This is a genomic window from Cognatundibacterium rugosum (assembly GCF_014284365.1).
GTDB classification, from domain to species: Bacteria; Pseudomonadota; Gammaproteobacteria; order Burkholderiales; family Burkholderiaceae_D; genus Undibacterium; species Undibacterium rugosum.
This window is the reverse complement of sequence record NZ_JACOGG010000011.1, coordinates 19,221-35,076: the sequence shown is the minus strand read 5'-3', so window position 1 is coordinate 35,076 and position 15,856 is coordinate 19,221. Positions and strand designations below refer to the sequence as shown.

Annotated in this window: 13 protein-coding genes; 5 read left to right on the top strand and 8 right to left on the bottom strand. The window is 50.0% G+C overall.

What is annotated here, in order from left to right; all coding sequences use genetic code 11:
- Positions 1 to 83: 83 nt before the first annotated feature.
- The 3 genes from H8K47_RS11340 to H8K47_RS11330 all read right to left on the bottom strand — a co-directional run bounded on the left by H8K47_RS11340 (position 84) and on the right by H8K47_RS11330 (position 5,124).
- Positions 84 to 926: an HDOD domain-containing protein gene (locus tag H8K47_RS11340; protein WP_186881525.1), complete on the bottom strand. Its 843-nt coding sequence runs from the start codon at positions 924 to 926 to the stop codon at positions 84 to 86.
- A 71-nt stretch (positions 927 to 997) separates the two neighbouring features.
- On the bottom strand, positions 998 to 3,727 hold the full coding sequence (locus H8K47_RS11335) for an EAL domain-containing protein (RefSeq protein ID WP_186881524.1): 2,730 nt from the start codon (positions 3,725 to 3,727) through the stop codon (positions 998 to 1,000).
- A 53-nt stretch (positions 3,728 to 3,780) separates the two neighbouring features.
- Positions 3,781 to 5,124 carry an ATP-binding protein gene (locus tag H8K47_RS11330; RefSeq protein WP_186881523.1) on the bottom strand — a complete coding sequence of 448 codons (1,344 nt, stop codon included), beginning with the start codon at positions 5,122 to 5,124 and terminating at the stop codon, positions 3,781 to 3,783.
- Between the two features lie 309 nt (positions 5,125 to 5,433).
- Between H8K47_RS11330 and H8K47_RS11325 the strand changes: the two genes are divergently transcribed.
- Together H8K47_RS11325 and H8K47_RS11320 are read left to right on the top strand one after the other, a co-directional pair.
- A complete protein-coding gene (locus H8K47_RS11325) occupies positions 5,434 to 5,880 on the top strand; it encodes a thioesterase family protein (RefSeq protein ID WP_186881522.1) in 447 nt (148 codons plus the stop codon).
- Between the two features lie 54 nt (positions 5,881 to 5,934).
- Positions 5,935 to 6,291, top strand: a complete 357-nt coding sequence (locus H8K47_RS11320) for a DUF1304 domain-containing protein (protein WP_186881521.1) — start codon at positions 5,935 to 5,937, stop codon at positions 6,289 to 6,291.
- Positions 6,292 to 6,335: 44 nt separating this feature from the next.
- On the opposite strand, the gene H8K47_RS11315 is transcribed toward H8K47_RS11320, so the two are convergent.
- Together H8K47_RS11315 and H8K47_RS11310 are read right to left on the bottom strand one after the other, a co-directional pair.
- Positions 6,336 to 7,370 (bottom strand): phospholipase A, encoded by a 1,035-nt coding sequence (locus tag H8K47_RS11315; RefSeq protein ID WP_186881520.1) that lies wholly within the window; start codon positions 7,368 to 7,370, stop codon positions 6,336 to 6,338.
- A 117-nt stretch (positions 7,371 to 7,487) separates the two neighbouring features.
- Positions 7,488 to 8,225, bottom strand: a complete 738-nt coding sequence (locus H8K47_RS11310; protein WP_186881519.1) for an LOG family protein — start codon at positions 8,223 to 8,225, stop codon at positions 7,488 to 7,490.
- Between H8K47_RS11310 and polA the strand changes: the two genes are divergently transcribed.
- Complete coding sequence (gene polA / locus H8K47_RS11305; protein WP_186881518.1) at positions 8,226 to 11,006, top strand: DNA polymerase I; 2,781 nt, start codon at positions 8,226 to 8,228, stop codon at positions 11,004 to 11,006.
- Between the two features lie 24 nt (positions 11,007 to 11,030).
- Here polA and H8K47_RS11300 read toward each other — a convergent pair whose 3' ends face one another.
- Positions 11,031 to 11,486: an Lrp/AsnC family transcriptional regulator gene (locus tag H8K47_RS11300; RefSeq protein ID WP_162020469.1), complete on the bottom strand. Its 456-nt coding sequence runs from the start codon at positions 11,484 to 11,486 to the stop codon at positions 11,031 to 11,033.
- Positions 11,487 to 11,915: 429 nt separating this feature from the next.
- Here H8K47_RS11300 and H8K47_RS11295 point away from each other — a divergent pair, with 429 nt between their 5' ends.
- Both H8K47_RS11295 and rocF read left to right on the top strand, forming a co-directional pair.
- A complete protein-coding gene (locus H8K47_RS11295) occupies positions 11,916 to 12,998 on the top strand; it encodes an ornithine cyclodeaminase (protein WP_186881517.1) in 1,083 nt (360 codons plus the stop codon).
- 48 nt (positions 12,999 to 13,046) lie between these two features.
- Positions 13,047 to 13,958 (top strand): arginase, encoded by a 912-nt coding sequence (gene rocF, locus H8K47_RS11290; protein ID WP_186881516.1) that lies wholly within the window; start codon positions 13,047 to 13,049, stop codon positions 13,956 to 13,958.
- A 64-nt stretch (positions 13,959 to 14,022) separates the two neighbouring features.
- On the opposite strand, the gene H8K47_RS11285 is transcribed toward rocF, so the two are convergent.
- Both H8K47_RS11285 and H8K47_RS11280 read right to left on the bottom strand, forming a co-directional pair.
- Positions 14,023 to 15,468, bottom strand: coding sequence for an NAD(P)(+) transhydrogenase (Re/Si-specific) subunit beta (locus tag H8K47_RS11285; protein ID WP_186881515.1), 1,446 nt, complete (start codon positions 15,466 to 15,468; stop codon positions 14,023 to 14,025).
- The gene (locus tag H8K47_RS11280; protein WP_162020465.1) at positions 15,468 to 15,782 is read right to left on the bottom strand and encodes an NAD(P) transhydrogenase subunit alpha part 2; all 315 of its coding nucleotides are present in this window, start codon (positions 15,780 to 15,782) and stop codon (positions 15,468 to 15,470) included. Before H8K47_RS11280 ends, H8K47_RS11285 begins: the two co-directional genes overlap by 1 nt.
- Positions 15,783 to 15,856: the final 74 nt, after the last annotated feature.

Here is a 15,856-nt window from a genome sequence, read left to right as displayed (position 1 = left end):
GACTTTCCATTTCGGCTTAATAGATGAATGACTGTAGGGCCGCGCCAACATACCTGGCCTCTACCTGAGAGCGAAGTACACGCTCAATGACTAAGTAATATCTGGCTGATTTCGGCAAATTGCTGTTTTTCCGTCGCGAACATTGATTTACACAATTCCTCATTCAATTCCATACGCTGCCATGCATAGCCGGACTCGCGCAGCATATGGATACGCTCCTCATCGCTTCCACGCACTTTGGCAAAAATATTCGCTACTGTCATCAGTATCGACAACTCACTGGTTTCTGCGGTAATTGGATCATGGTGCGCACTGACCGCCTGCTGCATTTCCAACGGAAAACGCCATTTGCACGCCAGCATAGCGCCTATCGACGCATGACTCGTGGAAAGTACGGCATTTTCAGCCTCATAGCGCGCGCAGGCGTGCTCTTTCTGATAATGCGTCACCTCTGCATATTCATCGGGAAATTTCGTCACTAAAGCTAACTTTCCCAGATCATGGATCAGTCCGGTCGTAAAGGCTTGCTCCTGATTGGCGCAAACGTGCGCAGCCAGCAATTTGGCAAAAATCGCAACCGAAATAGAATGCTCAAAAAAATAATCCACATCTTTCCGGTCTAACACAAAGCGGTGTAACAAATTGGCGATAGCAGCGCTGGTCACCAGTGTACGTAAGCTGCGAAAACCGAGTATAAACACCGCGTCTGACAACGAGTTGACGCGGTAGGACAAGCCATAGAAAGAAGAATTTGCGAGGCGTAAAGTTTTAGAGGTTAATATCTGATCCTGGGCGATCCGCATGGTAATGCAATGCTGATCCACGTTGTCGTGGTCGATCGCCTCTATTAATTCAGACAATACCTGAGGCAGGGAGGGCAATTCCTCCAGTGCCAGTACAAGCTGATCTGCAAATATGGAACTCATCGTAAAACCTCTGATATTCCCGCTATTATTTTTGCTATCGTATCGTGTGTAGCGCCAGACCCTGCGCAAATTTATGCACTTTCATGACTAGCCGTTTCACTCGTCTCTGCGACCGGAAGAAAAATAATAATGCGTCCATTCGAAGCAGAGTGTTTTCCCATTGCACGGCAATCAACATGGTAAGTTCTTCCGCCAATTTTCACAGAAATCAAGCCCTGCTGATCAGTGCTGTTTAAACGCTCCGCAAGCTCAGGGAATGCCCAATGCAGTTCATTGTCCAGATTCACTGCAGCGCCGGGCAATAATTCTTCCGCCTGCAGATTACAAAATGCGATGCGGTCTTCGTCATCAATGCCAATCAATGGAAATGGAATCTGATGCAGAATGTCGCGAATGACACCGATACTGACTTCATCTCTTTGTATCTGATTCTGCTTCTGCTTCAGAATATCTGATAGCTGACGATTGGTTCTGACCAGCTCTCTGTTACTGCTTTGTATCTCAAGATTCAATCGGCGGTTCTCATTGAGAATTTCCTTAAACTGGAACGCATCACTGATATTTTTTCGTATCTGTTCGTCATCCCAGGGTTTAGTCAGAAACTTATAAATCGCACCTTCGTTGATCGCATCCGTGATGTATTGCAGTTCCGAGTAGCCGGATAAGATGATCCTGACTGTATCTGGATATAAAGCCTTGGCCTGACGCAGAAATTCAACACCCGACATCTCAGGCATACGCTGATCGGACATAATCACATCCACATTTTCGCTTGCCAGTATCTGTAATCCCTCACTGGCGCTGTTGCCTGTCAAAATGCGATAGCCATCTTTACGCAACAAGCGCTTGAGCGCAGACAGAATATTGGGTTCATCATCCACCAGAAGTAAAGTCCGCTCTGGCCGGGTAGCCTGTAATACATGTGGATTCAGGCGGACATCCTGACGCACAAAGTCCAGCAACTGCTCAAACGGCATAGGACGTGCATAAAAATAGCCTTGCACTTGTTCACATAAGTTATCTGAAAAAAACTTACACTGCGCTTCCGTCTCGACGCCCTCAGCAATCACTTCCATCCCCATGCTATGCGCCATGGAGATAATGGCCTTAGAGATCGATGCATCACTCAAATGACCTGGCAACTCCCGGACAAAAGACTGATCGATTTTGACATAATCAAATGAGAAACGTTTCAGATAACCGAGTGCGGAATAACCCGTTCCAAAATCATCCAGTGACAAACTAAAGCCCAGACTTTTCAGTCGAAAAAATAAAGCATCAAATCCTTCATCACAGTCTATTAACACACTCTCCGTCACCTCTAGTGACAAGTGCTCTGCTGTCACACCATATTCATTCATGATGGCCAGCATATTTTCAGGAAACCCGGCCTCCTTCAACTGACGCGGTGATACGTTGATAGCGACTACCGGCGGTGTCAGCTGCTGCTCCAGCAAACGCTGAATGTCCGCACAGGCGCGTCGTATCACCCAATACCCGAGCAGTACGATTAAGTCGGATTGTTCCGCAATCGGTACAAATTTCGCCGGTGAGATTTCACCCCGGGTTGGATGTTGCCAGCGCAGCAAAGCCTCACATCCTGCCAGTTTTCCATGACGCAGATCCGCCTTAGGCTGATAAAACAATTGCAGCTGATTGTCCTGTATCGCTATACGCAAATCCGAGGCCAGCCCCTTTTGTTCATCCACGGGGCTATTCAGTACCACGGAATAAAAACGCAGGCTGCCAGGTCCACATTCCCGTGCTCTGCGAAATGCGACTTCAGCGCATCTGGAAATATCTTCTGCCAATGGCCCATCTTCCGGATACATGGCAATGCCTATGCAACAGGACATGTTCAATTTCTGACCAATCAGGGAAATCGCTTGCGTAAACGTGTTCATGACGCGCTGGCAGAGCGCCAGCACTTCGCCAGAGTCAGAATGGCCAGGCAGGATCAGCAGGTATTCTCCGCCCCCCAGGTGAGTGATGACATCATCATCGTGCAATTCAGCACGCAAGCGTATTTCTATCGTCTGTAATACCAGTCTGGAGGCTTCGAAGCCATAGCTTTCAGCAACTTGTTCATATTGATCCAAGCCCAGATAACAGATACTCAGATGTCCTGTCATCTGTGGTGAATCATCTATCGAAGACTGCAATAGTGTTTCGAGTTTCTTACGCTTAGAGTAATCGACCAGACCAGCCTGCCGCGTTTCTGCCAGCATAGGCGGAGGCACTTGCATATCGGCGATATAGCTTTCAAAAAAACGTTTTTTCTCAACTTCTGAATAGATTTCCAGCGCCAGCCCAAGGTCAAACATACATAATTTAAATACCATCAGCATCATGCCGCTGAAGGAAAGCTGGTGGTCTGCTTTGATATCCTGCAGCTCGCCCCAAACCGCCCCCAGGTATTTTCTGTAAGCAGAAAAGTACCAATCGCGGTTCAGTCCCATCTGTTGATGTGCATACTCGATTTTGCTGCGGTCTGCCAGAAAACTGCTGCTCGGCTTAGATTCCAGCAACAATGCAAAGTAGCTGCGTTGACGCTCATGTATACGCTGCTGCAAACTGTCGGACAAGCCATAAGACAGGAAAGGTGTATCAGCGATATGCTCGCGTAAGGCCTGATCAAACTGTGTACGTATCTGCGTCAGTTGTGGACTGATGGTCGCCAGCATTCTGGCTTCGCTGCTACTCAAGCGCAAACTGCTCATGCTATCGAACATACCGTCCATCCCGATATTGAGCATCGCAGTGAAGTCATGCCTGGTGTTATTGGTATTTTCCTGACTCATAGCCTGCACCCTGAAATTTTCAATTTTTCACTGAGCAATGATGGCGTTAACGCTTAGCCTGCGTCCACTTTATCCGGACGTAGCGGCAAATGGATAGTAAAACTGGTACCAACCCCCATCTCGCTTTTCACCTCGATACGTCCATTGTGTTTTTTAATAATCCCATACGACAGTGATAAGCCCAGACCGGTGCCGCTACCTACCGGTTTCGTCGTGAAAAAAGGCTCAAAAATACGTGTCATGATTTCAGGTGGAATACCTGAGCCTGTGTCACTAATGCGTATCCATATCCAGTCGTCCTTGCATCCGGTATTAATGGTGATAGTGCCTTTATCTTTAATCGCATGGGAGGCATTGACCAATAAATTCATCACCACCTGGTTGATTTGCGAAATGATGCAACGGACGTTCGGCAAAGTACCGTACTCCTTAATGACGGTCGCTTTGTACTTGATCTCATTGATAACTATGTTGAGCGTACTGTCTATGCCATGATGGATATCCGCTTCCTGCCAGTCTGTTTCGCCGACATGTGAAAAATCTTTGAGAGACTGTACGATATCGCGCACACGCTTGAGACCGTCCATGGATTCACGTACCAGATCCTCTACATCTTCTTGCAGAAATTCCAGATCCGCCTCTTTTTTGATGGCGTTCACACGCGCAACCGCTGACTGCGCTGCCTGCGGCTGGAGGATTAACTGTTCATACTGTGCCAGAACTTCAAACAATTTTTCTACATAGCCCTGTAATGACCCCATATTGGAATTCACAAAGCCGATCGGATTATTGATTTCATGGGCGATACCGGCGGCCAGCTGACCAACCGATGCCATTTTTTCCGATTGCATCAACTGATCCTGTGCCTCCTGCAGCTTATGAATTAACTGTTTCTGCTCTTCGCCTTTTTTTTGCAGCGACTCTTCCATCGCCTTACGCTCACTGATATCTGTGAGCGACCCCACCACTTCAATCGGATTGCCGGCCTCGTCGCGGATCAGACGCAACATATCGTGCATCCAGATGTAATGACCGCTACTGTTTTTAAAACGGTATTCGTAAGTACGCTCACCTTCCGAAAACAACATTGCGAGGCTGGAAAAAATCTGCGGTACATCGTCAGGATGGATGTGGTCAAACCAGAAATTTGGATCTGACACCATCATCGCCGAATCGTAACCCAGTATGCGTTGCGCATTGGAGCTGACATAAGTCATTTTGAAATCACCTGTCGGAACGCTGCTGTAAATAATCGCAGGCGTATTATCGATCAGGTATTTCAGGCGATTATGTTGAGCGACTTCCTGACTGACATTCGCAGCCTGGGCGGCACTGGCAGGCGTACTGGCCGCAGGCGTTGGCACAGATAAGTCGAAATATTCAAATTGATTTTCCATCTCCGGCCCCACATCCGCTGATCTGTTTCGCCATAAATTATATAAAAAGCAAATATTTCACACCCAGGCGACTGTCTGTATATAGCTAAAGTCAAGTGTTGGGTCTATTTTCCTGAATTTCATACTACTCAGTATTTAGGTTTTTACAAGCAGCAAGATTCAAAAAAATTGTTAACTTAAGGCAATACTTCTTATTCGAAGCATGATCCTTTTCTTAATTTCAAGCAACTCAAAACCCGCTACAATCTGCACATAGACACACTGACAGTACGTCAGTACAACATTTTGCTTATCCGGATTGGTATCTCTATGACACGCCTGCTATTACAGTTTCCTGAAAATCAGTATTACTACAGCACCCAACTCAATGTCAGAGTGACCGAAATCAATGCGGCGAATCATGTCGGCAACGACTCGATGGTGTCGATGATTTCTGAGGCACGCGCCCGTTTTATGTTTGAGTTTGGCATCCGTGAAACGGCCAATAATGGACTGGGTATTATCGTAACCGACCTCGCGACCACCTACAAAGCTGAGGCGCATGCACGCGATCAATTGCTGTTTGAAGTCGGAGTCATGGACTTTAACAAATATGGTGGCGATATTATTTTTCGCGTTACGCGCCCAGCCGATAACACCCTGATAGCAATGGCGAAATCCGGCTTTGTATTTTTCGATTACCAGATCAGTAAAGTAGTGACTATGCCTCAGGAATTTATTCAAAAATTCCCACAAGTGAACTGGCTGCCTGACTGAGTTTTCAGTTTAATCTTCTCGTTTTACTCTTCATTTTTTACATAAAGGTCAAGCATGCAAACAGCCGCGTATATCGTGATCGGACTGATAGGGGTATTACATGTGTATATTCTGGTTCTGGAAATGTTCTTGTGGGAGAAACCGGCAGGACGCCGTGCCTTCGGCATGAGTGCTGAGATGGCCAAGTCTACGAAAACACTGGCAGCAAACCAGGGCCTCTATAACGGGTTTCTGGCTGCGGGTCTGTTCTGGGGGCTGAGTCTGGGCGCAGCGGGCAAAGAGGTCAGCACCTTCTTCCTGCTCTGTGTACTGATTGCTGGTCTGTACGGCGCAGCGACTGCCTCACGCAAAATTCTGTATATTCAGGCGCTGCCAGCCACGATAGGCCTGGCTTTGCTGTATCTGGCCTGAAAATGGCTGTGGCTGGCTTGCATTAAGCAGGCCAGCCATACACATTAACGCCACTCTACCAGCGAGACCCCCATACCCACGCGGGTCTGGCGGAAATTATAGTCAATCATGCTTTCTCCATAGCCGCTGAAAATCTGCACGTAGCCGTGCAAGCCTGTGAGCATAGGAAAAGCCCAGTCCAGCTGCACTGAACCGCGCGACTGTTGTCCTGAACGCAGACTGTGGCGTCCCTGGAAGGTGAAGATGTGCTTGCCGGTTTTACGTGTCACCAGCAATTCCCCGCGCCCTATGTAATCCTGAATACTGGGATTGTCATCGGCTGCCTCACTTTCCTTGATACGCCACCATGGACGCAGGCTGATGCTCCAGTCTCCTTTTTCCAGCGCCAACTCGCCAATGACACGGTTCCAACTGCGTGACAAAGGCAAAGCACGGCCATTGGACTGGTGGTTGATGCCCAGTGATGCCATCCTGGTCTGCCAGCCCAGCATATCGAAGCTGAGCGGATAGACCAACATGGCTTCTGGTTCGTAATTGGTTTCCCGGAACGGGCGCGACAAACCGCCATTATATACTTGCCAGCGAGATGACTGGGTATAGGCGCCCCACAGATTGGCTTGGGTCCCCAGCACATTTTCCATTATTTTTGACTTAAAACTGAGCTGGAATTTTGCTTCGGCTGCATTCAGATCCGCTTTATCGGCCTGATGGCCAACGGCTGGCGAAAACGGAGCTGCATTGATGCGATTGCTGTATGCGACTGGCAGGATATACACCGGCTTATATGGTTTAGGAAAAAACAGGGACTTGGCATTTACGGGGTCTAATTCCCAGCGCTCGCTGAGCCCGTCCGCCTCACGCGTTGCAGCACTGGTGGCGGCAGGCGGCTCTTTGCGCTGGGATGAAGTCGCGCTGTCACTGCTGCTCTGTGCCAATTCGGGCTTCACAGGCTGACCATACAAGCGGTCATAGCAAGCCAGACGCTCCGCGTCCTGTAGCAACTGCTTGCAATCCTGTTGTTGCGCCAACGCTGACAACGGTAGCAGACAGTACATCGCAATCCAATTCTTTTTTTTCATCGATTACACTCCCCGGATTAGTGAAAACAAGCCTCAAACAATGTTCGCCGCACGCTGTTCAATAACATCAGGCGACACACGCAGCCCCCCCCCGCTGCGCTCATTCGCTGTATCAGCTTACAGGTACAACATTCTTTGACGTTCATCCTCAGAAGGCTCGATATCACGCGCTTCATAGAACGCAAAAATCGCATCAACGATATTTGCCGGCTCATCAATCAGTTGTACCAGATTCAAGTCTTCAGGCGCGATCATGCCATTGCCGGCCATCTGCACCTTGATCCATTCCAATAAACCACTCCAGAAGCTAGTGCCAACCAGGATCACAGGGATACGACGCGATTTCCCAGTCTGCATCAGAGTCAATACTTCGCTGACCTCGTCCATGGTGCCGAAGCCGCCAGGGAAAACCACATAAGCATCGGCATACTTCACAAATGCGACTTTACGCGCAAAGAAATGCCGGAAACTCAGGCTGATGTTTTGCCAGGGATTGCTGCGCTGCTCGTGCGGCAGTTCTATATTCAAGCCAACCGAAGGCGAAGCTCCTTCATATGCACCCTTATTCGCAGCCTCCATAATGCCGGGACCACCGCCGGAAATCACCGCAAAACCGGCATCGGACAAGCGTCGCGACAAGTCCACACATTGTGCATAATAGGGATCATCCGTTTTGGTGCGCGCAGAGCCGAAAATGGTCACGGCCGGACGTATCGTCGAAAGGCGTTCGGTAGACTCGATAAACTCTGCCATAATCGTGAACATATGCCAGGATTCGCGCGCTTTTAAGGCTGTCGCTCTGTCCTGATCAATAATCTGACGCAATCTGGTCACATTTTTTCTGTTTCCGTTCATATGCAAAATACCCTCTTGTTAGTCGATGGCTCCAGCTATCTGTACCGTGCCTTCCACGCGATGCCGGATTTACGTAATCCGCAAGGCGAGCCCACTGGCGCCATTTACGGCATGATCAATATGCTGCGCCGTCTGCGCAGCGATTATCCGGCAGCATACATGGCATGCGTGTTTGATGCAAAAGGCAAGACTTTCCGCGATGACTTGTATCCCGAATACAAAGCACAACGTGCACCAATGCCGGATGACCTGCGACTGCAAATTGAACCTATTCACCAGGTGGTCGCTGCGATGGGCTGGCCGATACTGATGGTGGAAGGCGTGGAAGCCGATGACGTGATCGGCACGCTCGCTGTCGCCGCCACCCGCCAGAATATGAAAACCGTGGTTTCGACCGGCGATAAAGATCTGGCGCAATTGGTCAACAGCCAGGTCACGCTGATTAATACCATGTCCAATGAAATCATGGATGAACCGGGCGTATTAGCCAAGTTCGGCGTGCCACCGGCGCGTATCATCGACTATCTGACACTGATTGGCGACACGGTGGACAATGTACCTGGTGTGACGAAATGTGGCCCTAAGACAGCGGTCAAATGGCTGACTGAATATGACAGCCTCGATGGCATCATGGCCAATGCAGATAAAATCAAGGGCGTAGTCGGTGACAACCTGCGCGCCGCGCTGGACTGGCTGCCGCAGGGACGGGTACTGATCACAGTTAAAACGGATTGCGACCTGAGTGCGCATTATCAGGATATCCAGCACAGCCTGATCGCCAAACCGGAAAGCAAGGAAGACATGATGACTTTCTTCAGCCGTTACGGTTTCAAAACCTGGTTACGTGAATTATCGGGCGACGCCACCGCTGGGGCCACACCACTGAAGTCGGTCAGCGTTGCGGGCGCCGCTACACCAGCGAATTCTCCGGTACAGGGCGGACTGTTTCAGGAAGAAGAAAATGCAACCGTCATTGAGAAAAATTATGAACTGGTGCTGACTGAGGCCGCACTGGATGCATGGCTGGCGCGGATACAGCAAGCCAGCCTGACTGCTTTCGATACCGAAACCACTTCGCTGGAACCCATGCACGCGCAGTTGGTCGGCCTCTCCTTGTGTTGCGAAGCGGGCCATGCCTGCTATATCCCGGTAGCGCACCAGTATGCGGACGCGCCAGCGCAGCTTAAGCGTGAACTGGTACTGGAAAAACTGCGGCCCTGGCTGGAAGACGCAAGCAAGGCTAAGGTAGGTCAAAATCTGAAATACGATAGCCACGTGCTGGCCAATCATGGCATACAGCTGCGCGGCATTGCGCATGACACTTTGCTGGAATCCTATGTGTTCGAATCCCATAAATCACACGACATGGACAGCCTGGCGCTACGCCATCTGGGCAAAAAAACTATTAGCTTTGAAGAAGTCTGCGGTAAAGGCGCATCGCAAATAGGTTTTGATCAGGTCGAACTACAACGCGCGACTGACTATGCGGCCGAAGACGCTGATATCACACTGCAATTGCATCAGGCTATGTGGCCTGAAATCGCACCCGATGCCAGGCTGCTCAAGGTCTACCACGACATAGAATTACCGACTTCAGTCGTGCTGCAAAAAATCGAGCGCAATGGTGTAAGAATCGATCCTGCCTTACTGGCGGCGCAATCGCATGAAATCGGTATCCGTCTGCTGGAGCTGGAACAAAATGCGTATGCGCTGGCGGGTCAGCCATTCAACCTGAACTCACCTAAACAGCTGGGCGAAATCTTCTTTGGCAAGCTGAGTTTACCGGTAGTCAAAAAAACGCCGTCCGGCGCACCCAGCACCGATGAAGAGGTCTTGCAAAAACTGGCAGAAGATTATCCTCTGCCCAAAATTCTGCTCGAATACCGTGGTCTGGCCAAACTGAAATCGACCTATACCGACAAATTGCCGAAAATGGTCAATCCTGCCACTGGTCGTGTTCATACCAATTATGCGCAAGCCGTGGCGGTCACCGGCAGGCTGGCTTCGAATGATCCGAATCTGCAAAATATTCCGGTGCGTACTGCAGAAGGACGCCGCATCCGCGAAGCCTTTATTGCCTCTCCGGGTCATATCATCATGTCGGCCGATTACTCGCAGATCGAATTGCGCATCATGGCCCATATCTCAGGTGATGCGAGTCTGCTCAAGGCTTTTGCCGATGGCGAGGATGTGCATCGTGCGACTGCGGCAGAAATTTTCGGTGTTACGCCTGCGGAAGTCAGTAATGAACAGCGTCGCTATGCTAAGGTGATTAATTTTGGACTGATCTATGGCATGAGTGCGTTTGGTCTGGCGGGGAATCTGGGCATAGAGCGTGCTGCGGCACAAAGCTATATCGACAAATATTTTCAGCGTTATCCGGGCGTGGCGCAATACATGGCCGATACCCGCACTAAGGCGAAAGCACATGGTTATGTAGAGACGGTATTCGGCCGCCGTTTGTGGCTGCCGGAAATTAACAGCCCGAATGGCCCGCGTCGTCAAGGCGCTGAACGCGCAGCGATCAATGCACCTATGCAGGGTACCGCAGCGGATTTGATCAAGCTGGCCATGATCGCCGTACAGAACTGGCTGGAGCAGGAAAAACTGCAAACCCGCATGATCATGCAAGTACATGATGAACTGGTGTTGGAAGTGGCAGATGCAGAAGTAGATCTGGTCAGGCAAAAACTGCCGGAACTGATGGCCAATGTCGCCACACTCGACGTACCTTTACTGGCCGAAGTCGGGGTCGGCAATAACTGGGAAGAGGCGCACTAAGCCATCACTCCGGCTCGCTTGTCTTTAGGCGATAGGCAAGCCGGAAACCGGTTTAATCTCTTCCATACAAATCATGGAGCGCAATGAAGCCACCCCGGGTACCTGCATCAGGGTATCCGTTAAAAACTGCGACAGACTCTTCAGATCAGCGGCCACTACCTTCAGGATGTAATCAAAATCCCCTGAGATGGTATGGCACTCGATGATATTCGGGAATGCCTGCAACTTGCGCTCCACTTCACGTACATTGCGGAACTGTTCACGGTCCAGCGATAAATTCACAAACGCCATCACCCCCAGTCCTACTGCTTCCGGGTTCACTTGCGCACTGTAAGCGCGTATCACCTTCTGCTCTTCCAGCATTCTGACCCGACGCAAGGTCTGCGGCGCTGACAGGTGGATCTTTTCTGCCAGATTCAGGTTACTGATACGACCATCCTGCTGCAAATGACGCAAGATACTCAAATCATAATTGTCCATACTTACTACTCCTTGCCGGGCACGTACAATCAGACACCGGGTTTTGATATATTTTATTGAAAATGTAATTTAAGAAATTATTTCAACCTATTTAAAAAAATATGAAATTTTATTTCTCATTCTACGATTTTATTCGCATATTTAGCAATCTAATTATCCCCGGTGATGGCTACAATGGAGACAGAACTCGTCAGTTTCATTGCACTGTCTGATGTGCATGAGGCTTTTGCGAAATGTGGAAAAATTTCGCAACAGCTTCGGGACATGCCTGCGTAGCAGCGTGGCTAAGTCCATTGGCGATGTTCTTAACTCAGGACTGACCTGGCAAAGTTAAATATAGCATTTCAGTGATTTACAGCCGTCCTTATTTCTCCCTTAGGTGGAGTCGATGCGTCAGCCCTGTCCATATTAAAAAACTTGGAGAACATCATGGTAAGCTTTATCGGCACCCGCGACATGCAGAATCATTTACGTCAGGTGAAGCCTGAAAATGCGATTATCAACATGGCGGAAATGATCAAAGAAGATTATCTGCGCTGGTCGCTGTTTGATAAAACTGCGCGCGTCGCGAGTCATTCTGAAGTTGGCGTAATTGAATTAATGCCTATTTCTGACGGTAGCAATTATTCATTCAAATATGTGAATGGGCATCCTAAAAATACTCAGGCTGGCTTACTCACAGTGACGGCTTTTGGCGTGCTCGCGGACGTGGATACCGGCTATCCGCGTCTGCTTTCTGAATTGACACTCACTACTGCTATACGCACCGCGGCAACCTCGGCACTGGCAGCTAAATATATGGCGCGTCCTGATAGTAAAGTCATGGCGCTGATTGGGAATGGCGCACAGAGTGAGTTCCAGGCCATCGCCTTTCACAAAATGCTGGGGATACGTGAATTGCGCGTGTATGACGTGGACCCGGCTGCGACAGAAAAACTGATACGCAATCTGCGTGCTTACCCAGAACTGACTGTGATACGTGCTGATTCAACCGCACAGGCAGTCAAAGGCGCGGATATCGTGACGACGGTTACCGCCGACAAAACCAATGCCACCATCCTGACACCGGACATGATAGAACCGGGCATGCACATCAACGGCGTCGGTGGCGATTGTCCCGGCAAAACTGAGCTGCATGCAGACATACTCAGACAGGCGCTGGTCGTGGTGGAATATGAACCACAATCGCGCATCGAAGGTGAATTGCAGCAAATGCCAGCCAATTTTGCAGTTACCGAACTATGGACCATACTCAACGGCAGCCATACTGGCCGCCACGATGCGCAGCAAGTAACGGTGTTTGATTCTGTCGGCTTCGCGCTGGAAGATTTTTCCGCCATGCGCTATCTGGAAAAATATGTGTTACAAGCCGGAACGACCATGTTGGATTTAGTACCAGAAATGATGGACCCTAAAGATTTGTTTGGTATGGGGATGGCAAATAACCCGTCCTTGGTACACAATGCCAGCCAGACGGTCAATACAATAACAGCCGTTCCTATACACGCCTGATCCGGGCGTGGCAAACGGTTATTTTACCTGCCTTATTTATAGAAAAGAATGAAAACCATTTCCTTAATTGGAGCACCAACCGATGTTGGTGCCAGCGTCAAAGGCGCAAGCATGGGACCCGACGCACTGCGCGTCGCTGGCCTGACTGAAGCATTGCAGGCACGTCAGTTACAGGTAATCGACCGTGGCAATCTGCACGGTCCGGCGAATCCCTGGCAAGAGCCCGTCAACGGCTTGCGTCACCTGAAAGAAGCCATCGACTGGAACCAGGCCGTGTTTGATGCGGTTGGGCAGGCTCTGAGCGATGGTCATCTTCCTATGATGCTGGGTGGCGATCATTGTCTCGCAATTGGTTCTATCAGCGCAGTGGCAGCACATTGCCGTCAGGCTGGTAAAAAACTACGCGTACTGTGGTTCGACGCACATGCGGACAGCAATCTGTCGACGATTAGCCCCACCGGCAATATCCACGGTATGCCAGTTGCGTGCCTGATGGGACATGGCCCGAAAGAGCTGATCGGCTATGGCGGTCACACACCGGCCATGCTGCCGCATGAAATCCGTCAGATCGGCATACGTAGTGTGGATGCGGGTGAGAAAAAATTCATCCACGAAATGGGAATACAAGTGTATGACATGCGTTACATCGATGAATACGGCATCCGTAACGCGATGAGCTCTGCGCTGGCCGGTGTGGATGCCAATACCCATATCCACGTCAGTTTCGACATGGATTGTCTCGACCCACAGATTGCGCCGGGCGTAGGGACTGCGGTACTTGGCGGCCCAACCTATCGTGAAGCGCAACTGTGTATGGAAATGATCGCAGACACAGGTTTGATGGGCTCACTCGATGTTGTCGAACTCAACCCTGCACTGGATATCCGCAATCAGACTGCGATACTGGCCGTTGACCTGATTGAAAGTCTGTTCGGAAAATCGACGCTGGTGCGCATCTGAGTTTCGTTTTTCCCTCAAAAAAAAACCGCTTTTGCAAGCGGTTTTTTTATGTCAATCAGCAAGCTTACTCAACTGCCTTCACCATATCTTCGATGACTTTTTTCGCATCACCAAACACCATCATGGTTTTATCCATGTAGAACAATTCATTGTCCAGACCGGCATAACCCGAGGCCATAGATCGCTTATTCACAATGACGGTTTTAGCTTTGTAGGCTTCCAGAATCGGCATACCGGCAATCGGAGATTTTGGATCTTTCGCAGCAGGATTGACTACGTCATTCGCACCCAACACCAAGACCACATCGGCTTGTCCGAATTCGCTGTTGATATCTTCCATCTCAAACACCTGGTCATAAGGCACCTCCGCTTCTGCCAGTAACACATTCATGTGACCCGGCATACGGCCTGCGACCGGATGAATCGCGTACTTCACCGTAATGCCTTTGTGCGTGAGTTTCTCCGTCAGCTCTTTTAAAGCATGCTGAGCCCGTGCTACGGCCAGACCATAGCCAGGAACGATAATCACGGTTTCTGCATTCCCCAGCAGGAAAGCCACGTCATCTGGTGAGCCGGACTTCACATTACGTTGCACGGCACCGCCAGCAGCAGCTTCCGCTGGTGCACCACCAAAACCACCCAATATCACATTGAAGAAGGAGCGGTTCATGGCTTTACACATGATGTAGGACAGAATTGCGCCGGAAGAACCCACCAGCGAACCGGCAATAATCAACATGGAGTTATTCAGCGAAAAACCGATACCTGCTGCAGCCCAGCCGGAATAACTGTTGAGCATAGACACCACGACAGGCATATCGGCACCACCGATAGGGATGATGATCAATACCCCCAGCACAAACGCGATTGCGGTCATGATCAGGAACGGTGTCCAGGCCGGTGCTACACCGCCATCGAAGCAAAATACCAGTCCGAGACCCACCATCGCCAGCGCCAGGATCAGGTTCAGCATATGCTGACCGGAGAAAGTAACAGGAGCCCCTTGAAACAAACGGAACTTATACTTGCCGGACAATTTACCGAAGGCGATCACAGAGCCAGAGAAAGTGATCGCACCGACAAAGGTACCAATAAACAGCTCGATACGGTTGCCAAACGGGATCGCAACTTCACGGGTGGTGATATTGAAAATCCATGGTTCTGCCACCACTGCGACGGCAATACAGACAGCTGCCAGACCAATCAGTGAGTGCATCGCTGCGACCAGTTCCGGCATTTTCGTCATTTCTACCCGCTTCGCCAGCGTGGCACCGATACCGCCACCAACCACCACACCGAGCGTGACCAGGCCATAACCCAGGCCTGAACCGGCCGCTTCGTTTTTCAACTTCACGATGAGTGCAATGGTAGTAAACACAGCGACCGCCATACCGGCCATGCCAAAGGCATTACCACGCCTTGCCGTGGATGGATGTGACAAGCCTTTGAGGGCCTGGATAAAGCATACCGATGCGATCAGATACAGCATCGTAACGAGATTCATACTCATTATTTGCCCTCCTTGCCTGCTGCTTTATTATCTTTTTTCTTGAACATTTCCAGCATCCTCTGGGTCACCAGAAAACCGCCGAATACATTCACCGCAGCCAGTGCGACGGCCAGGGTGCCCATCACCTGCGCCAGCAAGCCCTCGGTCAGACCGGCAGCCAGCATGGCACCAACGATAATGATGGCAGAAACCGCATTAGTCACCGCCATTAATGGCGTATGCAATGCAGGTGTTACAGTCCACACCACGTGATAACCGACATACACGGCTAACACGAAAATGATGAGGTTGGTAAGGGTATGACTAACTTCCATGATGTCCTCTCTTTTTAATGAATAAGACATGCAAAGCCAGTACCGTTCCAAGCGTCAGCGCCAGGTGGCGGGTA

What these genes read in the sequence shown, in the direction of transcription:
- H8K47_RS11340 (WP_186881525.1), bottom strand. Translation starts at nt 926, where the DNA reads ATGAGTTCCATATTTGCAGATCAGCTTGTACTGGCACTGGAGGAATTG.
- H8K47_RS11335 (WP_186881524.1), bottom strand. Translation starts at nt 3,727, where the DNA reads ATGAGTCAGGAAAATACCAATAACACCAGGCATGACTTCACTGCGATG.
- H8K47_RS11330 (WP_186881523.1), bottom strand. Translation starts at nt 5,124, where the DNA reads ATGGAAAATCAATTTGAATATTTCGACTTATCTGTGCCAACGCCTGCG.
- H8K47_RS11325 (WP_186881522.1), top strand. Translation starts at nt 5,434, where the DNA reads ATGACACGCCTGCTATTACAGTTTCCTGAAAATCAGTATTACTACAGC.
- H8K47_RS11320 (WP_186881521.1), top strand. Translation starts at nt 5,935, where the DNA reads ATGCAAACAGCCGCGTATATCGTGATCGGACTGATAGGGGTATTACAT.
- H8K47_RS11315 (WP_186881520.1), bottom strand. Translation starts at nt 7,370, where the DNA reads ATGAAAAAAAAGAATTGGATTGCGATGTACTGTCTGCTACCGTTGTCA.
- H8K47_RS11310 (WP_186881519.1), bottom strand. Translation starts at nt 8,225, where the DNA reads ATGAACGGAAACAGAAAAAATGTGACCAGATTGCGTCAGATTATTGAT.
- polA (WP_186881518.1), top strand. Translation starts at nt 8,226, where the DNA reads ATGCAAAATACCCTCTTGTTAGTCGATGGCTCCAGCTATCTGTACCGT.
- H8K47_RS11300 (WP_162020469.1), bottom strand. Translation starts at nt 11,486, where the DNA reads ATGGACAATTATGATTTGAGTATCTTGCGTCATTTGCAGCAGGATGGT.
- H8K47_RS11295 (WP_186881517.1), top strand. Translation starts at nt 11,916, where the DNA reads ATGGTAAGCTTTATCGGCACCCGCGACATGCAGAATCATTTACGTCAG.
- rocF (WP_186881516.1), top strand. Translation starts at nt 13,047, where the DNA reads ATGAAAACCATTTCCTTAATTGGAGCACCAACCGATGTTGGTGCCAGC.
- H8K47_RS11285 (WP_186881515.1), bottom strand. Translation starts at nt 15,468, where the DNA reads ATGAGTATGAATCTCGTTACGATGCTGTATCTGATCGCATCGGTATGC.
- H8K47_RS11280 (WP_162020465.1), bottom strand. Translation starts at nt 15,782, where the DNA reads ATGGAAGTTAGTCATACCCTTACCAACCTCATCATTTTCGTGTTAGCC.